Annotated in this window: 17 protein-coding genes; 4 read left to right on the top strand and 13 right to left on the bottom strand. The window is 69.9% G+C overall.

Annotation, left to right across the window (positions count from 1 at the left end):
- Positions 1 to 10 precede the first annotated feature (10 nt).
- Positions 11 to 619 carry a dTDP-4-dehydrorhamnose 3,5-epimerase family protein gene (locus OIE75_RS00270; protein WP_307017556.1) on the top strand — a complete coding sequence of 203 codons (609 nt, stop codon included), beginning with the start codon at positions 11 to 13 and terminating at the stop codon, positions 617 to 619.
- A gap of 67 nt (positions 620 to 686) precedes the next feature.
- Here the strand turns inward: OIE75_RS00270 and OIE75_RS00265 are convergent, their stop codons facing one another.
- Positions 687 to 1,700 carry a Gfo/Idh/MocA family protein gene (locus OIE75_RS00265; RefSeq protein WP_307017558.1) on the bottom strand — a complete coding sequence of 338 codons (1,014 nt, stop codon included), beginning with the start codon at positions 1,698 to 1,700 and terminating at the stop codon, positions 687 to 689.
- A gap of 195 nt (positions 1,701 to 1,895) precedes the next feature.
- On the opposite strand from OIE75_RS00265, the gene rfbA reads away from it, so the two are divergent.
- Together rfbA and OIE75_RS00255 are read left to right on the top strand one after the other, a co-directional pair.
- A complete protein-coding gene (gene rfbA, locus OIE75_RS00260) occupies positions 1,896 to 2,765 on the top strand; it encodes a glucose-1-phosphate thymidylyltransferase RfbA (protein WP_307017560.1) in 870 nt (289 codons plus the stop codon).
- 60 nt (positions 2,766 to 2,825) lie between these two features.
- Positions 2,826 to 3,902, top strand: coding sequence for a glycosyltransferase (locus OIE75_RS00255; protein ID WP_329468912.1), 1,077 nt, complete (start codon positions 2,826 to 2,828; stop codon positions 3,900 to 3,902).
- A gap of 98 nt (positions 3,903 to 4,000) precedes the next feature.
- Here OIE75_RS00255 and OIE75_RS00250 read toward each other — a convergent pair whose 3' ends face one another.
- On the bottom strand, positions 4,001 to 5,179 hold the full coding sequence (locus OIE75_RS00250; RefSeq protein WP_329468911.1) for a glycosyltransferase: 1,179 nt from the start codon (positions 5,177 to 5,179) through the stop codon (positions 4,001 to 4,003).
- A gap of 241 nt (positions 5,180 to 5,420) precedes the next feature.
- Between OIE75_RS00250 and OIE75_RS00245 the strand changes: the two genes are divergently transcribed.
- The gene (locus OIE75_RS00245; protein ID WP_329468910.1) at positions 5,421 to 5,684 is read left to right on the top strand and encodes a hypothetical protein; all 264 of its coding nucleotides are present in this window, start codon (positions 5,421 to 5,423) and stop codon (positions 5,682 to 5,684) included.
- A gap of 64 nt (positions 5,685 to 5,748) precedes the next feature.
- Here the strand turns inward: OIE75_RS00245 and OIE75_RS00240 are convergent, their stop codons facing one another.
- The 11 genes from OIE75_RS00240 to OIE75_RS00190 all read right to left on the bottom strand — a co-directional run bounded on the left by OIE75_RS00240 (position 5,749) and on the right by OIE75_RS00190 (position 16,186).
- The gene (locus OIE75_RS00240) at positions 5,749 to 7,683 is read right to left on the bottom strand and encodes a multicopper oxidase family protein (RefSeq protein WP_329468909.1); all 1,935 of its coding nucleotides are present in this window, start codon (positions 7,681 to 7,683) and stop codon (positions 5,749 to 5,751) included.
- A gap of 73 nt (positions 7,684 to 7,756) precedes the next feature.
- Positions 7,757 to 9,535, bottom strand: coding sequence for an ABC transporter ATP-binding protein (locus tag OIE75_RS00235; RefSeq protein WP_329473906.1), 1,779 nt, complete (start codon positions 9,533 to 9,535; stop codon positions 7,757 to 7,759).
- A gap of 69 nt (positions 9,536 to 9,604) precedes the next feature.
- The gene (locus OIE75_RS00230) at positions 9,605 to 9,814 is read right to left on the bottom strand and encodes a hypothetical protein (RefSeq protein ID WP_307017575.1); all 210 of its coding nucleotides are present in this window, start codon (positions 9,812 to 9,814) and stop codon (positions 9,605 to 9,607) included.
- 108 nt (positions 9,815 to 9,922) lie between these two features.
- Positions 9,923 to 10,216 carry a hypothetical protein gene (locus OIE75_RS00225; protein ID WP_329468906.1) on the bottom strand — a complete coding sequence of 98 codons (294 nt, stop codon included), beginning with the start codon at positions 10,214 to 10,216 and terminating at the stop codon, positions 9,923 to 9,925.
- Between the two features lie 53 nt (positions 10,217 to 10,269).
- On the bottom strand, positions 10,270 to 10,551 hold the full coding sequence (locus OIE75_RS00220; RefSeq protein ID WP_329468905.1) for a TrkA C-terminal domain-containing protein: 282 nt from the start codon (positions 10,549 to 10,551) through the stop codon (positions 10,270 to 10,272).
- A 158-nt stretch (positions 10,552 to 10,709) separates the two neighbouring features.
- Entirely contained in the window at positions 10,710 to 11,858 is a 1,149-nt protein-coding gene (locus OIE75_RS00215) for an FAD-dependent monooxygenase (RefSeq protein WP_307017581.1), read from the bottom strand.
- A 275-nt stretch (positions 11,859 to 12,133) separates the two neighbouring features.
- The gene (locus OIE75_RS00210; protein ID WP_329468904.1) at positions 12,134 to 13,135 is read right to left on the bottom strand and encodes an SMP-30/gluconolactonase/LRE family protein; all 1,002 of its coding nucleotides are present in this window, start codon (positions 13,133 to 13,135) and stop codon (positions 12,134 to 12,136) included.
- Between the two features lie 170 nt (positions 13,136 to 13,305).
- Positions 13,306 to 14,190, bottom strand: a complete 885-nt coding sequence (locus OIE75_RS00205; RefSeq protein ID WP_329468903.1) for an aldo/keto reductase — start codon at positions 14,188 to 14,190, stop codon at positions 13,306 to 13,308.
- A gap of 67 nt (positions 14,191 to 14,257) precedes the next feature.
- Complete coding sequence (locus OIE75_RS00200; RefSeq protein ID WP_307017588.1) at positions 14,258 to 15,046, bottom strand: SDR family NAD(P)-dependent oxidoreductase; 789 nt, start codon at positions 15,044 to 15,046, stop codon at positions 14,258 to 14,260.
- Between the two features lie 35 nt (positions 15,047 to 15,081).
- A complete protein-coding gene (locus OIE75_RS00195; RefSeq protein ID WP_329468901.1) occupies positions 15,082 to 15,399 on the bottom strand; it encodes a putative quinol monooxygenase in 318 nt (105 codons plus the stop codon).
- Between the two features lie 13 nt (positions 15,400 to 15,412).
- A complete protein-coding gene (locus OIE75_RS00190) occupies positions 15,413 to 16,186 on the bottom strand; it encodes an SDR family NAD(P)-dependent oxidoreductase (protein WP_329468900.1) in 774 nt (257 codons plus the stop codon).
- Between the last annotated feature and the right edge of the window lie 31 nt (positions 16,187 to 16,217).

Genomic DNA, 16,217 nt, shown 5'->3' with positions numbered 1-16,217 from the left:
GGAGCCACCGGTGCTGATAACGGAAATGACGGTCCCCGGCGCCTACCGCGTCGAACCCGAGCCCCTGAGCGACCGGCGGGGCCACTTCTTCGAATCCGTGCGGGCCGACCTGCTGCTGGCCCAGACCGGCTGGCAGTTCACGGTCCGCCAGGTCAACTACTCCGTCTCCCACCGCAACACCCTGCGCGGCATCCACGGAACCACCCTCCCGCCCGGACAGGCGAAGTTCGTCACCTGCGTGCGCGGCAGCGCCCTGGACATCGCCGTCGACCTCAGGGTGGGCTCACCGACGTTCGGCCACTACGACGTCACCCACCAGAGCCCGCAGACCGGGACGGCCGTCTACCTGCCCGACGGCGTCGGCCACGCCTTCCTCGCCCTGAGCGACGACACCTGCATGAGCTACCTGTGCTCCCAGGAGTACGTGCCGGGATCGATGATCGACATCGACGCGCTCGACCCGGCACTCGCCCTGCCCTGGAACCTCACCGCACCGCCCATCCGCTCGGACAAGGACGCCGCGGCACCCACCCTCGCCCAGGCGGCCGCGGCCGGCCTGCTGCCCACCTGGCAGCAGTGCCCGCCGCGCCCGCCCGCCGCGGCACGGGCCGGACAGTAGCGGGACACACCACGGCGGCCGGCCCCTCGGGGGCCGGCCGCCGCGGTGTGCTCTCACCGGACCCCGCTCACCCGGCCGCCCCGACCAGGGCGCGGGCGCGGATACAGGCCATCAGCCGCGCCTGCCGCACCAGATCACCGTGGTGCACCGCCCGCGCCGCCGGATCGGCCACCGCCGCGTGAAACGCGGTGAACACACCGACGAACTGGTCCGAGGCCGCGGCCAGGATCCGCGTCTGACGGTCCTTCTGCTCCAGACGCAGCACCGGACGGGCACCGACCGAGGGCGTGAACGCCCACTCCAGCACCAGCCGCCCCTCACTGCCCCACAGGTCGTACGTCGAGCGGTAGCCGTGGGACAGACCGAACGAGCAGTGCGCACTGACCCCGTCGTCGTCACCCAGCAGCGCTACCCCGGACACGTCCACGCCCAGCTGCGCGTCGAACCGCAACGCGGCCCCCAGCACCCGCGCCGACGCACCGAGATACTCCTGCGCCGCCCGCACCGGATAGCAGCCCACCTCCCACAGCGCCCCGCCCCCCAGCTCCGCCTGGTACTTGATCTGGCCGGGATCGGTCGGCGGGATCCCGAACGACCCGTTGAAGGACCGCAGTTCACCGATGGCCCCGCCGTCCACCAGGGCCCGCGCCTGCGCGTGCTGGGGATGCCGCAGGAACGCGAAGTTCTCCATCACGGCCAGCCCGCGCTCCTCGGCGAGCGCGACCAGGTCCCGGGCGCTGTCCTCGTCGGGCACGGCGGGCTTTTCCAGCAGCACGTGCTTGCCCGCCTCGAGCGCCCGCCGCGCCCACTTGGCGTGCTCGCTGTTCGGCAGCGGGATGTAGACCGCGTCGACACCGGGCGCCTCCAGCAGCCGCTCGTACCCCTCGACGGCCGCGCAGCCGGCGCCACCCGCGACACCCTCAGCCTTCTCACGGGAACGGCTCGCGACGGCCGCCAGACGGAACGGGGAGCGGCCGATCGCCGGCAGCGCCCGGCGCACCGCGATGTCGGCGCACCCCATGATGCCGATACCGGCCCTCGACCCGGATTCGAGAAAGGGCGTCAGATCTTCGATTTCCACAGGCCCACCTAAACGACGTCAGTAAATACGAATGCCTGAACCGGTATGCCGCCAGCCTGAGTACGCGGGCCCGTGCCTGTCAACAACACCGAATGCGAAGGCACCGCCGCGGGGAAAACTTCCGGGCGGACACCGGCCCCCGATAAAGTGCGTGGCACGCCTAATTGGGCACGAAGTCACTGAGGAGGCGCCACGGTGAAGGGCATCATCCTGGCCGGCGGCAATGGCACGAGACTCCATCCGATCACCCTCGGAGTTTCGAAGCAAATGCTCCCGGTCTACGACAAGCCGATGATTTACTACCCGCTGTCGGCCCTGATGCTGGCGGGGATCACCGAAATAGAGATCATCACCACGCCCGAGGACTCGGACATGTTCCGGCGGCTGCTGGGCGACGGCTCCTGGCTGGGCATCACCCTGACCTACGCCGAGCAGGACAAACCCCGCGGCCTCGCCGACGCGTTCCTGGTCTGCGCGGACCACATCGGCGACGACTCCGTGGCCCTGGTCCTGGGCGACAACATCTTCCACGGCTACGAGTTCGGGCCCATGCTCCAGCGCGCCGCACAGGACCTCACGGGCTGCGTCCTGTTCGGCTACCCGGTCCGCGACCCCGAGCGCTACGGCGTGGGCACCCTCGACGAACAGGGCCGGCTCGTCGCCCTGGAGGAGAAGCCCGCCGACCCGCAGACCAACATGGCCATCACCGGCCTCTACCTCTACGACAACCAGGTCGTCGACATCGCCCGCCGCCTGCGCCCCTCGGAACGCGGCGAACTGGAGATCACCGACCTCAACCGCGTCTACCTCGAACGCGGCCAGGCCCGGCTGGTGCCGCTGGGGCGCGGGTTCGTCTGGCTCGACACCGGAACCCACGACGCGCTCATGGAGGCCGGGGACTACGTCCAGGTCCTGGAACACCGCCAGGGCGTACGCATCGCCTGCCTCGAGGAGATCGCCTACCGCATGGGCTACATCGACCAGGAGTCCTGCTACCGGCTCGGCAGCCGCCTCGCGAACTCCTCCTACGGCCGCTACGTCATGGAAATGGCCCAGGCCGGCTGACTCCGCCCCGCCCGCGCGGTCCGCGCACCCGACCCGACCACGAAAAGAAGTGCGACAGCCATGAAAATACTGTTCACCGTCGGGGGCAGCCAGGCGGCCGTCTTCGGCGTCGCCCCGCTCGCCGCCGCCGCCCGCAACGCCGGCCACGAGATCCTGCTGGCCGCCGACGAACCACTGATGGCGGCCGCCCAGTCCGTCGCCCTGCCCGCGGTCTGCATCACGCCCGACCGCATGCGCTACGGCCAGGACGCCATGACGGCCACCGACCGCATCGACGCCCTGCTGGAGGTGACCCGGCAGTGGACCCCGGACCTGGTCGTCGGCGGCCTCTCCCACGTCCCCCGCCTCCTCGCCGCCCGCCTCAAGGTCCCCTTCGTCCGGCACATCTGGTACATCGCCCCGATGGCCCGCCGGGACCGCACCGCCATCGCCGAACTCCAGCCGCAGCTGCAGCGCCTCGGACTGACCGGCCTGCCCGAGCCCGACCTCTTCGTCGACCTGTGCCCGCCCGCCCTGCGCCCGCCGGGCGCCTCCGCGGCCCGGTCGATGCGCTGGGTGCCCCGGGTCAGCCAGCGCCGCGTCGAGCCGTGGATGTACACCCGCCCCGCCGGCCGGCGCCGGGTGCTGATCACCGCCGGCACCCGCAACCTGATGCTCGACACCCCCGGCAGCTCGCTGCGCCGCCTGGTGGACTCCCTGACCGGGGCGGGTGCCGAGGTGCTGATCGCCGCCCTGCCCGAGGCCGCCGAACGCTACGGCGCCGAACTCGGCGGCGTACGCATCGGCTGGATCCCCCTGGACGTCGTCGCCCCCACCTGCGACCTGGCCGTCCACCACGGCGGCGCCACCACCGCCATGACACTGATCCACGCCGGCGTGCCCCAGCTGATCGTCCCCGACAACGGCTACGGCAAGGCCGTCGCCCAGGCCGTCAGCGGCTACGGCGCCGCCGTGATGGTCGACCGCGACCGGCCCCAGGACGGGCAGGACCTGGACGAGGTGACCGTCACGGCCTGCCGGGAGATCCTCGCCGACCCGACGTACGCCGAGCGGACCCGTACCCTCGCCGCCCACAGCGCCGCGCTGCCCACCCCGGACGAGGTGCTGCGCGAGATCGAGGCCCTGGCCGCCCGCTGAGCGGGAGCCCGCACCACGCGCCCGCGCCCCGGGACCGGCGGAGAACCCTCCGCGGTCCCGGGGCGCGGGCGCGTGCCGGCCGTGAACGTGGCCGGCCCTCAGACCAGCGCCTCCAGCCTGGGCACGATCTCGGCGGGCGTGGGCAGCGTCGAGATCTCCTTGGCGAGGAACTGCGTGCGCTCCGTGTAGCCGGGGTTCTCCAGCAGCTCCCGGCAGGCCGCGGCGATCACTTCGCCCGGCTCCTTGTCCGGCTCCTGGGCCTGCGGCCACAGCGTCCTGCCGGCACCGAAGCCGGTGATGGCCTTGGCGATGGCCTCCCGGTGGTAGTTCGGCGGGAACTCCGGCGGGTTCTCCGGGATGACCAGCTGCGGCACCCCGTTGGCCATCAGCGTCGTCGCGGTGGTCGCACCGCCGTGATGGACCGCCAGGTCACAGGTGGCGGCGGTGACGTCGATGGGGATCCAGCCCACGCGCGCGTCACCCAGCTGGTCGCCGAACCGCCCCACCGCGCCGGGGTTCGCCGCGATCAGCGTCTCGGCACCCAGCTTGTCCAGCTCCTTGACCAGCAGCGGCATCGACCAGCCCGGGTCGCGGAACATCAGACTGCGGAAACCGGAGGTGATCACCACCCGCTTGCGGCCGCCCTCGGGGCGGGTGTACATCCAGCGCTCCAGCCGGCGCTGCGGGTTGCTGGGGATCCAGCGCATCGCCTGCGCCGCCGGATCGCCGGCCGGCCGCAGCGAGGGCGGCGTCGAGTCGAGCAGCAGGTCGGGCTCGAGCAGCCCGTCCACGCCCAGGCGCTCCATCTCCGGCCGCAGCTCGGCCTCGGCACCCGGGTCGATCCCGGTCAGCGGAATGCCCAGGTACTCGATGTGGCGCACGTAGGGGACCTTCAGGTGGGCGGCCAGCAGCATCGCCGCGTAGCTCTGCGAGCTGCCCACGACCACGTCCGGCCGCCAGTCCCGGGACAGTTCCAGCAGCGACTCGACGCCCGCCAGGCCCATCTTCGCGAAGCCGCGGCCCTGCCCGAGCATCTCCTCGTCGCCCAGCTCCCGGGGGAACCGCAGCCCCTTGCCCGGGTTGGTGACCCGCATGAAGTGCCGGATCGGGTCCACGGTGAAGCAGAAGGTGGGCAGACCGATGGCCTCCGCGGTCTCCACCCACGGCTCGTGGGCGGCCAGCACGACGTGGTGGCCCGCGTTGCGCGCGGCCGTCGCCAGCGGAGCGGCGGCGTAGTAGGTGGCCTGGCTGCCTGTGGTGACGAACAGGATTTTCATGGCACTCCGGATGCTTTTCGTGGGACGCGGCCAGCAGCATGTGCGAACACTGCCGATGGTCCGCAGGGCGGCCTTTCTCTGTCAAACATCGTTAATTGGCAATCCCGTTCAATCGCGGAATTCCCGCAGTTGAACAGAGTATTCTTTGGGCCTCGTTGCGCACCGTTCGGCCGCTGACCATCATGGGTCCGGTACGTGTGGCCAGGAAGCCCCAGAAACGGATACCGGAAGTCGGTGGCACATGAACAGCCTGATCTACGAAGCCCGGATGGCCCTTCGTGACGTCATGGAAGTGAACATCTACAGCCAGGGAAACGACAAGGTCTACCTGACGGTTTTCCCCGAGCTGGTCTGGGAGGGCACCGAGAAGACGCAGCCGGAAAAGGTCGTCCGCAACGTCATCGGCCGGCTCCACGACATGTCGCTGGACGTCGCGGGCGGTGAGGGCGCCGTGCGCGCCCTCCTGGACGCCGGCCCCGTGGAGATCGTCCGCAAGGCCGCCTGACCGCACCCCCGACGCTTTGCCCGCCGTGTGCCCGCGCCGACCACCGCCGCGGGCACACGCCGTGTCAGTGGTGGCCGCCCACGTGCCGGTGACCGGCCGGAGAGACCACCAGCGGACGCACCATGTGCTGCTCGTGCTCCAGCATGTGACAGTGGTGCACCCCACGGCCCACCACGGGAAAACGCACCGCCACGGTGACCATCTCACCCGGCGTCCCCTCCGGCCCGGGCACGATCCGGCCGGCCGTGCCCACCCGGACGGTGTCCTTCTCCCCGAGCTCGTGCGCCTCCAACTGCGCCGCCCCCAAAAACGCGGCCGGCCTGGCCGAACCCCGCACCACCCGGTCGAAACCGCTCACGTCGTAGTGCTCCCGGGACAGCACATGGAAGTGCGCCAGGTGAATGTGCATGGGATGCGGCGACGCGGCCAGATTCAGGTACTTCCAGATCTCCACACCGCCGTGCGCCACGGTGAACGCGTTCCCGTCGTCGTAGGCCATGGCCGTACGCCGCAGCGTGGTCACCACCCCCTCGCCGTCCCGGACCTGGACGACACCCGCCGAGGGCAGGGTGATCTGCTCCGCCTCGGCCGCCTCCACCTCCTCCATCTCCCACAGCTCGGGCACGTTCGCCGCACCCGGACCGACCAGCACCACCCACCGGGGACGCCCGCCGTGCGGCAGATCGTGATGCGTGGGCCGCTCGAAGCCGGGCGACAGGGTCCGGGGCAGCGTGAACCGCCCGCCGGATCCCCGGCCCGCGACACGGAACTGCATCACATCGGGCTCCAGCAGGTCGTCACGGACACTGGAACCACCCGGGCTCACACCGTCCATCGTGTTGACCAGCTTCACCGACCGGCCGCGCAACGCACCGAAGTCGACCAGCACGTCCACGCGTTCACCGGGGGAGAGGTTCAACGCCCCCTGAACCGGCAGCGGCCTGCCGACCAGCCCCTGATCAGTCCCGATCACCTGGAACGCGCCCGCCACGGGCGCGCCGTCCGCCAGCAGCATCAGCCGGTAGATCCGCGAGTTGGCCGTATTGACGATCCGGAACCGGTACCAGCGCGGCTGGACCTCGAGATACGGCCACACCACACCGTTGACCAGGGTGTAGGGAGCGGCATGCGCCCGCATGAGCTTCGTATTGACCATCTCCACCTTGTGCACCAGACGCCCGGCCATGGCCCCCGACCCGTCCAGATCGAAGTTGCGGTCGCTCAGCACCAGCGGCACCTCGAACCGGCCCCGCGGCAGCCCCAGGGCACGCTCCTCGGCGTTGCGGCACACGAACAGACCCGCCAGCCCCGCATACACACTGAACCGGCTCACGTGATGGGTGTGATCGTGATACCAGAGGGTCGTCGCGGCCTGGTCGTTGGGATACGCCGACAACTGCACCTCGCCCGGAGCGAGCAGGTTCTCCATCCAGCCGTCGTTGCCGCCACCGGTCAGCATGCCGTGCAGATGCACCGCCGCCCACGGCCCCAGACCGGCCACCCCGGCCACCTCCTGGCAGCCGTCCGTGCCGGGATAGTTGGACAGCGGATCCGGCATGGGGCCGCCGGGCCGCCCGAACTCCACAGCGGTGACCGGGATGTTCCCCGTCAGCGCGTTCTCCCAGGCCACCCGCAGCCGCCGGCCGCGGACCGTCTCGATCGTCGGACCCGGATAACTGCCCTCGTACGTCCACATCCGGACCGCCGGCAGCTCCGAGTGCACGGTGACGTCGGCGGTACGCATCCGCACGGTCAGCTCGTCGAACCCGCCGCGCTCACGCGGACGCAGCACCGGCGGCGTGCGCAGCGGGTCCTTGAACTTCGTCAGCAGCAGTCCGTCCGCCGACGGCTCGGCGCCCCCGGCCGGAACCGGGCCGGGCGAGGCGAAGACGGACGACGACGACACGAACGCACCCAGCCCGGCGACGGCACCACCGCGCAGCAGGGTGCGCCGGCCGACCGAGTACGGATCCGGTATTGCGGCAGACGCGGTCTCCATGCGCCGGATCGTAGGCAATGACCCCTCCAGAACCGCTCGAGGCCGACTGCACACCCCCCGGCCAGGCGCCCGCCTACACCACGGCCATCTCGCCGTCCCGCCGCACCAGCGTCGCGTAATGACCGCCCAGGGCGAGCAGTTCGTCATGGGTGCCGCGCTCGGCGACCCGCCCCCCGTCCAGGACCAGGATCTCGTCGGCGTTGCGGACGGTCGACAGCCGGTGCGCGACCGTGATCGTCGTACGGCCGGCGCTCGCCGCGTCGACGGCCTGCTGCACGGCCCGCTCGGTCTGCGTGTCCAGCGCACTGGTCGCCTCGTCCAGCACCAGCACCGGCGGATCACGCAGGATCGCCCGTGCGATGGCCAGCCGCTGCTTCTCCCCGCCGGAGAACCGGTACCCGCGCTCGCCCACCACCGTGTCGTAGCCGTCGGGCAGCGACATCAGATAGTCGTGGATGTGCGCCACCCGCGCCGCCGCGACCAGCTCCTCGTCACTCGCGTCCGGCTTGGCGAACCGCAGATTGTCCGCGACCGACGCATGGAAGAGATACGTCTCCTGGGAGACCACACCCACAGCGGCGGCAAGCGTGTCGAACGACAGGTCACGCACATCGACACCATCGATCGTCACCACGCCCGACGTCGCGTCGTACAGCCGCGGAATGAGGTAACTCAGCGTCGTCTTGCCCGACCCGGTCTCCCCGACGACGGCGAGACTGCGCCCCGCGCCCACCGTCACATCGACACCCTCCAGCGTCGCCCGCTCGGCCCCCGCATAGCGGAAACCGACCCCGCGCAACTGCACCTCGCCCCGCAGACTCGCCGGCACCACCGGCCGCTCCGGCTCGGCCACGTCCACGGGCAGGTCGAGATACTCGAAGATCCGGCCGAACAACTCCAGGGAACTCTGAATGTCCAGACCGATCGTCAGCAGCCGCTGCGCCGGCCGGAACAGGATCTGCTGGAGCGTGGCGAACGCGACCAGCGCACCGATGGAGACGGACATGTGGCCGCCGCCGGCACTCAGCCCCGCCACCCAGTAGATCACCGCCGGCATGGCCGCCATCACGATCCAGATCGTGGACTGATACCACAGGCCCGCCGTGCTGGCCCGCACCTCGATGTCGGTCAGCTTGCGCGACTGCCCCGCGAACGCGTCACTGAGCGAACGCGAACGGCCCATGGTGTGACCGAGCATGATCCCGCTGACCGACAGCGACTCCTGGACGTTCGACGACAGGTCGGCGAACTGACGCTGCCGCGCACGGGTCAGGACCCGCAGCTCGTCCCCGACATGACGGCTCACCCACACGAAACCCGGCAGCACGAACAGCGAGGCGAGGGTGAGCCGCCAGTCGAGCAGCGCCATCGCGGTGACCGTCGTGAGCACCGTGGTCACGTCCGACACCAGCGCCGTCGCCGTCGTCGTCACCGTCACCTGCATCCCGCCGATGTCGTTGGCGATCCGCGACTGCACCTCACCGGTACGGGTCCGGGTGAAGAAGGCCAGCGACATGCGCTGCAGATGGGAGTAGACGGCGGTCCGCAGATCGTGCATGACGAGCTGGCCGACCTTCGCGGACAGATAGGTCTGCCACACGTTGAACGAGCTGTTCGCGACCGCGACGACGACCATGCCCAGCGCGAGCACGGACAGCAGCCCCGTCCTGCCCTGCGGCAGCGCCACATCGATGATCTCGCGGATCAGGAACGGATTGACGAGAGAGACCAGCGACGAAGCCACCACCAGCACCCCGACGAACAGCAGGCTCCTGCGGTAGGGACGGAACAGCTTGAGAATGCGCCGCTTGGGCACAGGAACATGAGCAGCGGCCGGCCCGGTGCGCCTCACCTGGGTCTCCTTCTTCGTCGGCTTGTCCTCGGGCGGAACGTCTGGCAGGCCGCACACCGCGGCCACCTCTCACAGGTCCTTGACCGGCGCCGTCCACCGCACGAACTCCTCCTGCGACAGAGGCGGCAGACACGGCTGCTCGACGAGCGGCAACGCGTACCCGGACCACGGACGGGGCGGCAGCGCCCCGAACCATCCGAACCCCATCCACATGACGCCCTCGCCGAAACCGCGGCCCAGCGCCCTCATGGCCCTGGCCGGTGCCTGCCGTGCCCGCATGACGGTCTCCGTTTCGCCGGCCCACCCCGTTCACCGCCACCCTGACCCAAGCGCCTCAACAACCGGCGGGCGATCCGTCGACTCCGGCTGGAGGCCCGGCCGAGCCCCTCAGCCGCTGCCCGCAGCGGCCGGCCGGGAAGCCCGGGGCACGGCGAGCGCCTCCCGCACCGCGCCGGCGGCCTCGGCGGCCTGCGCCCGGATCTCCGCAGCGGCGGTGGTCTCCAGCAGGTTCCCCCGCCGCAGGGCCCCGATCGTCCACAGCCGCACACCCCGCACACCCGCCGCGGGCACCAGCCGCCCCTCCTCCCCGGTGCCGAGACCGACACCGGCCGGACCGGGCCGGGCCTGACCCTGCTCCAGCAGGCAGCGCACCAGGGGACCGCCGGTGCCGCGCAGGTCCATGCGCGCCCCGGTGCATGCGACGACCGCACCGACCCGCAGCCGCCTGCCGTCGCTTACTGGAGTTCGCTCAAGCGTTCGGTCGCGCGGGTGCGTCCGGCGACGATGATGGTGCCGTCTGCTTCCACGACGGTTTCGGCGGTGGCGTGAGTGAAGCCTTCGCCGGGGAGTTTGATGGCGACGACCGTGATGCCGTAACGGGTGCGGACGGCGCTGTTGGACAGGAGGAGGCCGATGATGTCGGCCGGAGGGTTGGTCTTGACCATGGCGAAGTCGTCCTCGAACTCGATGTAGTCCAGCTTCCGGCCTCGTACGAGGTGGGTGACGCGCTGGCCCATGTCGTGCTCTGGGTAGACGACGTGGTGGACGCCGGCTCTGTGCCACCGACGACCAGATGAGACCTTGGCTTCAACCCGTCCACGTCTGAGTCGTCGACGCCGGTGTGCTGGTGACGTGTGGATTCGGTTCCGGTGGTACGCCGGCGCCAGGGATGTGCTCAGGCGGCTCGGCCGGTGAAAGAGCGGCTGAACTGCTGGCCCGACTGGACCATGCCGCGGACGTTGCCGAGCCGCTTCCTTTCGTACTCTCCGAGAGCCTGCGCCACCGTCGATCCGCGCACGCCCGCAGCAACGGATTCGGCGACGGCCTCGGCGTCGTGGAGCGATGCGCTGAAGCCCGAGCCGGTCATCGGCGTCGGCACATGCGCGGCATCTCCCACCAGGGCAAGACGCCCGTTAACGAGTTTATCGGGGACGTACTCGGCGATGGGGGTGCCGATGACGGCACGCCGCTCGATGCAATCGAGGATGGCCTCACGCCAGGGCGACGGCCACAGGTCTTCGGCTTTGTCCGCGAGCTCGCGCAAGGTCGCCTCCGGTATGTCGCCGGAGGTGAGCGACCGACGCACGACGTTGCCGACAACACTGCCCGTTTCGCATAGGAGATTGTTGTGGCTCGCGTCGTACCAGGCCCAGCCGACCTGGCGCGAGCCCGGGGCGACGGAACCGTCGGGGCCGGGCAGTGGGTAGCCGAGGAGATAGTCCTCTCCGCCACTGAGGATGTCGACGTCCCGCGGCAGGCGGCGCGAGGACGCGAGCGAGGACTCGTTGGTGAGGCCGAGCCAGATCAGGTAGCCGGCGAACGCCGCGTCGGGCTTGTCGGGTGCGACGCCGACGCGCACGACGCTTCCGTGGCCATCCGCTCCGATCACGACATCACCTCGGAATGTCTGCTGGTCCGAGGTGATCACCCACGCGGAATCCGCGTCCTGGTCGACGCTCCGTACGAGCGTATGGGGGCGCAGCTCGATATAGGGGTCGGCGTCGGCGGCCGCCCGGAGCCGGGCGTGGACCGCCATCCAGCTCTGCACACCGGGGGCCACTGAACTCAGTGGCGCCGAACCGCCGTGTGCGTGACGAGATCCCGTGATTCTGCTGAGGAGGCCCTCACTCACCCCGCCGAGAGCAGCCCCCTTCCGGGCCCGAGGGGCGGCTCCCGATCGCTCCAGCATCGTCACGTCGACTCCGGCGTGCGACAGGGCCAAAGCGGTCATCAGACCCGCGAGAGATGCACCGACGACGATGGCGGCGCCCTGGCGCTCGTCCCGGTTCCCGGAACGGGGCACGTCGCGCATAGCTGTGGTCATGCTGTTGTTCTCCTCAGGGGAGTCGTCACGGTGGTGGTGTGGCCGGGCGCGCTGTGGCGGACGCCGAGGCTCGGGGTGAACATCTCGGCGGCGCTGTCCAGCGTGCTCACCGGGCTCTTGCCAGTTGGGGCCCCATCCCCACGGAAGGGGGACACTGACCATGCAACCGGCAATGGCGATGACGTGGGAGTCTCGGTTGTGAGGGGCACCTGCAGGGACCCCCAGCTGGCATCCTGCAGGCCACGCCCTTTGGACCACTGGGCACTGCCGGACGCTCAGTGTGAGAGCAGCGCGCCGAGGTCGATCTTCCCGCTCTGCACTTGCGCGTCGTGGGGCTCGTTGAGTCCGCCGTCGGTGATGTACAACCGCTTCCCGCGCACTGCGGTGGCGGTGGGCGAGGCGAGGCCGTCCGAGGCGGTCAGCACGGTCCTGGTGGTGCCGTTCGGATAGACGACCACGATCTTGTTCTGTGTGTTCAGCGCGGCGAACACGACGTTGGAGTGGTCACTGAGGAAATTGAAGTCATCGATGCCAGTGAGGCCGTCGGCGACCGTGTGGATCCGGCCCGGAGTTCCGGTGGCGGTGACGGGGACCCGCAGCAGGGTGCCCTTGCTGAGGTTGGAGACCCATACGGCGCCGTTGTGGAAACGGAGTCCGTTCGCACCGTACGGCACGGGGGCGGACGCCTTGATCGCGAGGGCGGGGTCGACCAGCCAGGCGGCCGCGGGGCCGCCGGCGACCGGGACGGCCCAGACGGTGCCCTTCTGGCTGTCGGCGACGTACAAGGTGCGCCCGGCCGGATCGATGGCCAGACCGTTGGGGACTCTGTCGACGGGCAGGGCCGCGATGCGGTGAGGAGTGCCGCCGGGCGGCAGCTTCCACACCCCGTTCCGGGAGGCGTCGGAGGACCAGACGTTGTAGTAGACGGTGCCGTCGTGGCCGCGAGTGTTGCCGGTGATCCCGTCGCCCTTTTGCCCGGTGACCAGCACCGTGCGGTGCCCGGACGGCGTGATCCGCACCAGTGCCGGCCGTTCGCCCGCGGGCGTGCCCACCATCGAGACGGTCAGCGAATTGTCCGGGGCGACGGTGATGTTCTCGGGCACGTCGCCGGTGGCGAAGTCGAAGGCGGCCACGGTCTTCACATGGGTGACGGCGGGCTGCGCGTCCGTTTGTCCGGTCGCGGCGGACGCGTACGGTGCCGAGACGATGACGGCTGCCGTCGCGGAGATCGCCGCGAGCTTGAACGGCTTCTTCATGGATATGTTTTTCGTGGTCATTGCACTCTTTCGTTCTTTCCATCGGCGCCGCACGGGTACCGAGGTGTTCAGCGCTTTGGAGGCAGCAATGGGGAGAGCCACGACCGGGCCCAGGCCCGTGAGCCGTTCGGGCCCGGCCGGAGGGGGGGCGTCAGCGGCGCTGACGACGTGCCTGATCGGCTGGGGAGTCCCTAGTCGGGGATTGGGAAGCCGGCGTTCTCCAGGTTGAGCGAGTCCGGGTCGGGTCCGCCGCGTACGCCGGTGTCGAGGGCGTCGATCGCGGCCACCTCGTCGGGTGTCAGGGCGAAGTCGAAGACGTCGAAGTTCTCGGCGATGCGATGGGCTTTGACGGACTTGGGGATCGCGCAGAAGCCGTGGTCGAGGTGCCAGCGCAGCACGATCTGCGCGGACGTCTTTGCATGCTTGTCGGCCAGGGCCGTGATGACGGGGTCCTCAAGAGGGTTCGTCTCGGCGCCTCGGTAGACGTAGGAGCCGCCGATGGGCGACCACGACTGGGTCAGGATGCCGTGGCTTTCGTTCGCTGCGCGCCACTCGGGCTGCGTGTAGTAGGGGTGCACCTGGATTTGGTTGACGGCCGGGACGATGTCGGTGCGGGAGATGAGCTCTTCGAGCTGTTTGGGCGTCTGGTTCGACACGCCGATCGCACGGACGCGCCCCTCGGCGAGGAGCTTCTCCGCCGCCTTGTACGCCGCGATCGTCCTCTCGAAGTCGGACGGCAACGGCTGGTGCAGCAGCCACAGGTCGAGCTGCTCGATGCCCATTTTGCGCAGACTTACGTCGAAAGCCCGCAGCGCGGAGTCGTAGCCGTAGTCGCTGATCCACACCTTGGTCGTCACGAAGATCTCGGAGCGGTCCATGTCGGAGCGGGCGATCGCCTCACCGACCTCCCGCTCGTTGAAGTAGGCGGCGGCGGTGTCGATCAGCCGGTAGCCGTCGTGCAGCGCGGTCAGGACCGCGTCGGTGGTCTCCTCGGGGGCGCTCTGGTAGACGCCGAGTCCCAGGGCGGGGATCTGGACGCCGTTGTTCAGGGTGATGAGTGGGTTCGTTGCGGTCATGGTTCGCTCCAATCGTGGTGGGCGCACGCAGCGGTGCCCGCGTGAGGACGGGAAGGGGGACGCGGGCTCAGTCGGCAGAGACTGCTGTGGGCAGCTCGACGTCTGTGAGGTCGGCGCAGTACGTCAGCAGCCGATCCTGCACTTCGGGCGACTGCGTCGCCGGGTGCGGAGGGCGGGGCTGCTGGTGGTGGAAGTAGCGGCCGGTGACCAGCGCCGCCGCGTCGTCGGCGGCCGCCAGCCATGCCTGGGTCACCGGAGCCAGCCGCAGGTCGTCGGTGGCGCCACTGCCGCCCATCTTCGTGGCGACCCAGCCCGGGTCGACGGCGTTGGAGAGCACCTCGGGCCATTTCCTAGCGACGGCGAGCGTGAGAGCGGTGACGTGGAACTTCGACTCCGAGTACGCCTGGGAGCCCTGCCACGGCCGCGTCGTCCACTGCGGGTCCCACAGGGTGGCCTCGCCGCTGTGGTGCATGCCGGAGCTGAGATAGATGAGCCGTCGAGGCGGTGTGATCAGCGCCGTGAGGAGGTAGGGCGCCAGCACGTTGACCGCGAAGACGTCCGAGAGACCGTCTTCGGTCTCCACCTTGCCTCGCCCGTAGTAGCCGACGCCGGCGTTGTGGATGACCGCGTCGAAGGTGCCCAGGTCGTTGACCTGGGTGGCCACGTCGCGGCTCTGGGCGATGCTGGAGAGGTCACCGACGGCGACGCCCGCGTGGTCCGGGAGCGCGGCGTGTGCGTCGCGGGCCCGGGTGTTGTTGCGTGCGTGGAGCGCCACCGTGTGGCCCTGCCGCACGAGCAGTTGGGCGGCCATCAGGCCGAGGCCGTCGGTGGAACCGGTGATAAAGATGCGAGCCATGAGTATGTCCTGAAGGGTTCGGACCCCGCCTGTCGCTAGTCCGGGTCGCTGACCCGATTGCTGGTGGTGACCTTGAGGGGTGCGTCGAGCAGCGGGAGGAGTTGCTCGACGACCTTCGTCACGTTCGGGTGCTCGGCGTGTTCCACGACGGCTTCGGGCGAGGCCCAGCCGTCGACGATGTAGAAGGTGTCGGGCTCGTCCGACTGCTGGTAGAGGTCGTAGTAGAGGCATCCGGCTTCGGCCCGCGCGGGGCCCACGAGCTCCAGCAGGAGCTCCTTGACCTTGGCGCGGTGGGCAGGGTTGCCGCGTACCTCGCAGATGACGTGGCGCTCTGCCGACTTGAGCGTGGTCATGTGGGTTCCTCCGTCAGTTCTGGCCGGCGTAGACGCGGGTCATGCCGCCGTCCACGACGAGGTCGACGCCCGTGATGTAGCGGCTGGTGTCCGAGGCCAGGAAGACGAGGGCGTCGCCGATGTCCTCGGCCGTTCCCACGCGTCCGGCCGGGATTTCCTTCGCGACGCGCTCGACGTAGGCGGCGATGTCGTCGTCGCTCAGCTTCTGTTCGTGGCTGTAGCCCTCGGTGGGCACCACTCCGGGGCTGATCGAGTTGACCCGGATCCCACGGTCCTTGAGGTCCGTCGTCCAGCTGCGGGCGAGGGAGCGTACGGCCGCCTTCGACGACGCGTAGACGGCGAACCCGGGCAGCCCCATGTCGGCGGTGATCGACGCGTTGAGGACGATGGACGCGCCGTCGCGCAGGACGTCCAGCACGCTCTGCACCGTGAGGATGACGCCCTTGATGTTGATGCCGAGCTCGCTGTCGATCTGCTCCTCGCTCAGCTCAGCGAGGGGCGTGGCGTGTCCGCCACCCGCGTTCGCGAAGAGTATGTCGAGGTGGCCGTGCGCCGCCTTGATCGTTTCGGCGACGCGCAGCATGTCGCTCTTGCTCGTGACGTCGGCTCGGATCCCGGTGGCGGACGGGCCGAGCTTCTCCGCTGCGGCGTCAAGCACGTCCTTGCGCCGGCCCGTGATGTAGACGGTGGCTCCCTCTTCGATCAGACGCTTGGCGGCGCCGAAACCGAGTCCGGTCGTGCCGCCGGTGACCAGGGCGATCCGCCCCTTGAGTGCCTGCGCTTCCATGTGAACTTCTCCTGACGGGCAGGGCCCTCCT

This window comes from Streptomyces sp. NBC_01723 (assembly GCF_036246005.1).
Lineage (GTDB): Bacteria > Actinomycetota > Actinomycetes > Streptomycetales > Streptomycetaceae > Streptomyces.
Note: the sequence above shows the minus strand (reverse complement) of the source record. Positions and strands in the feature narration are given on the sequence as shown.

Coding starts and splice junctions, on each gene's coding strand:
- OIE75_RS00205 (WP_329468903.1), bottom strand. CDS start 14,190: ATGACCGCAACGAACCCACTCATCACCCTGAACAACGGCGTCCAGATC.
- OIE75_RS00220 (WP_329468905.1), bottom strand. CDS start 10,551: ATGGGCCAGCGCGTCACCCACCTCGTACGAGGCCGGAAGCTGGACTAC.
- OIE75_RS00245 (WP_329468910.1), top strand. CDS start 5,421: ATGAACAGCCTGATCTACGAAGCCCGGATGGCCCTTCGTGACGTCATG.
- OIE75_RS00250 (WP_329468911.1), bottom strand. CDS start 5,179: ATGAAAATCCTGTTCGTCACCACAGGCAGCCAGGCCACCTACTACGCC.
- OIE75_RS00200 (WP_307017588.1), bottom strand. CDS start 15,046: ATGGCTCGCATCTTTATCACCGGTTCCACCGACGGCCTCGGCCTGATG.
- OIE75_RS00195 (WP_329468901.1), bottom strand. CDS start 15,399: ATGACCACGCTCAAGTCGGCAGAGCGCCACGTCATCTGCGAGGTACGC.
- OIE75_RS00215 (WP_307017581.1), bottom strand. CDS start 11,858: ATGACCACAGCTATGCGCGACGTGCCCCGTTCCGGGAACCGGGACGAG.
- OIE75_RS00255 (WP_329468912.1), top strand. CDS start 2,826: ATGAAAATACTGTTCACCGTCGGGGGCAGCCAGGCGGCCGTCTTCGGC.
- OIE75_RS00225 (WP_329468906.1), bottom strand. CDS start 10,216: ATGGACCTGCGCGGCACCGGCGGTCCCCTGGTGCGCTGCCTGCTGGAG.
- OIE75_RS00210 (WP_329468904.1), bottom strand. CDS start 13,135: ATGACCACGAAAAACATATCCATGAAGAAGCCGTTCAAGCTCGCGGCG.
- OIE75_RS00230 (WP_307017575.1), bottom strand. CDS start 9,814: ATGCGGGCACGGCAGGCACCGGCCAGGGCCATGAGGGCGCTGGGCCGC.
- OIE75_RS00240 (WP_329468909.1), bottom strand. CDS start 7,683: ATGGAGACCGCGTCTGCCGCAATACCGGATCCGTACTCGGTCGGCCGG.
- OIE75_RS00190 (WP_329468900.1), bottom strand. CDS start 16,186: ATGGAAGCGCAGGCACTCAAGGGGCGGATCGCCCTGGTCACCGGCGGC.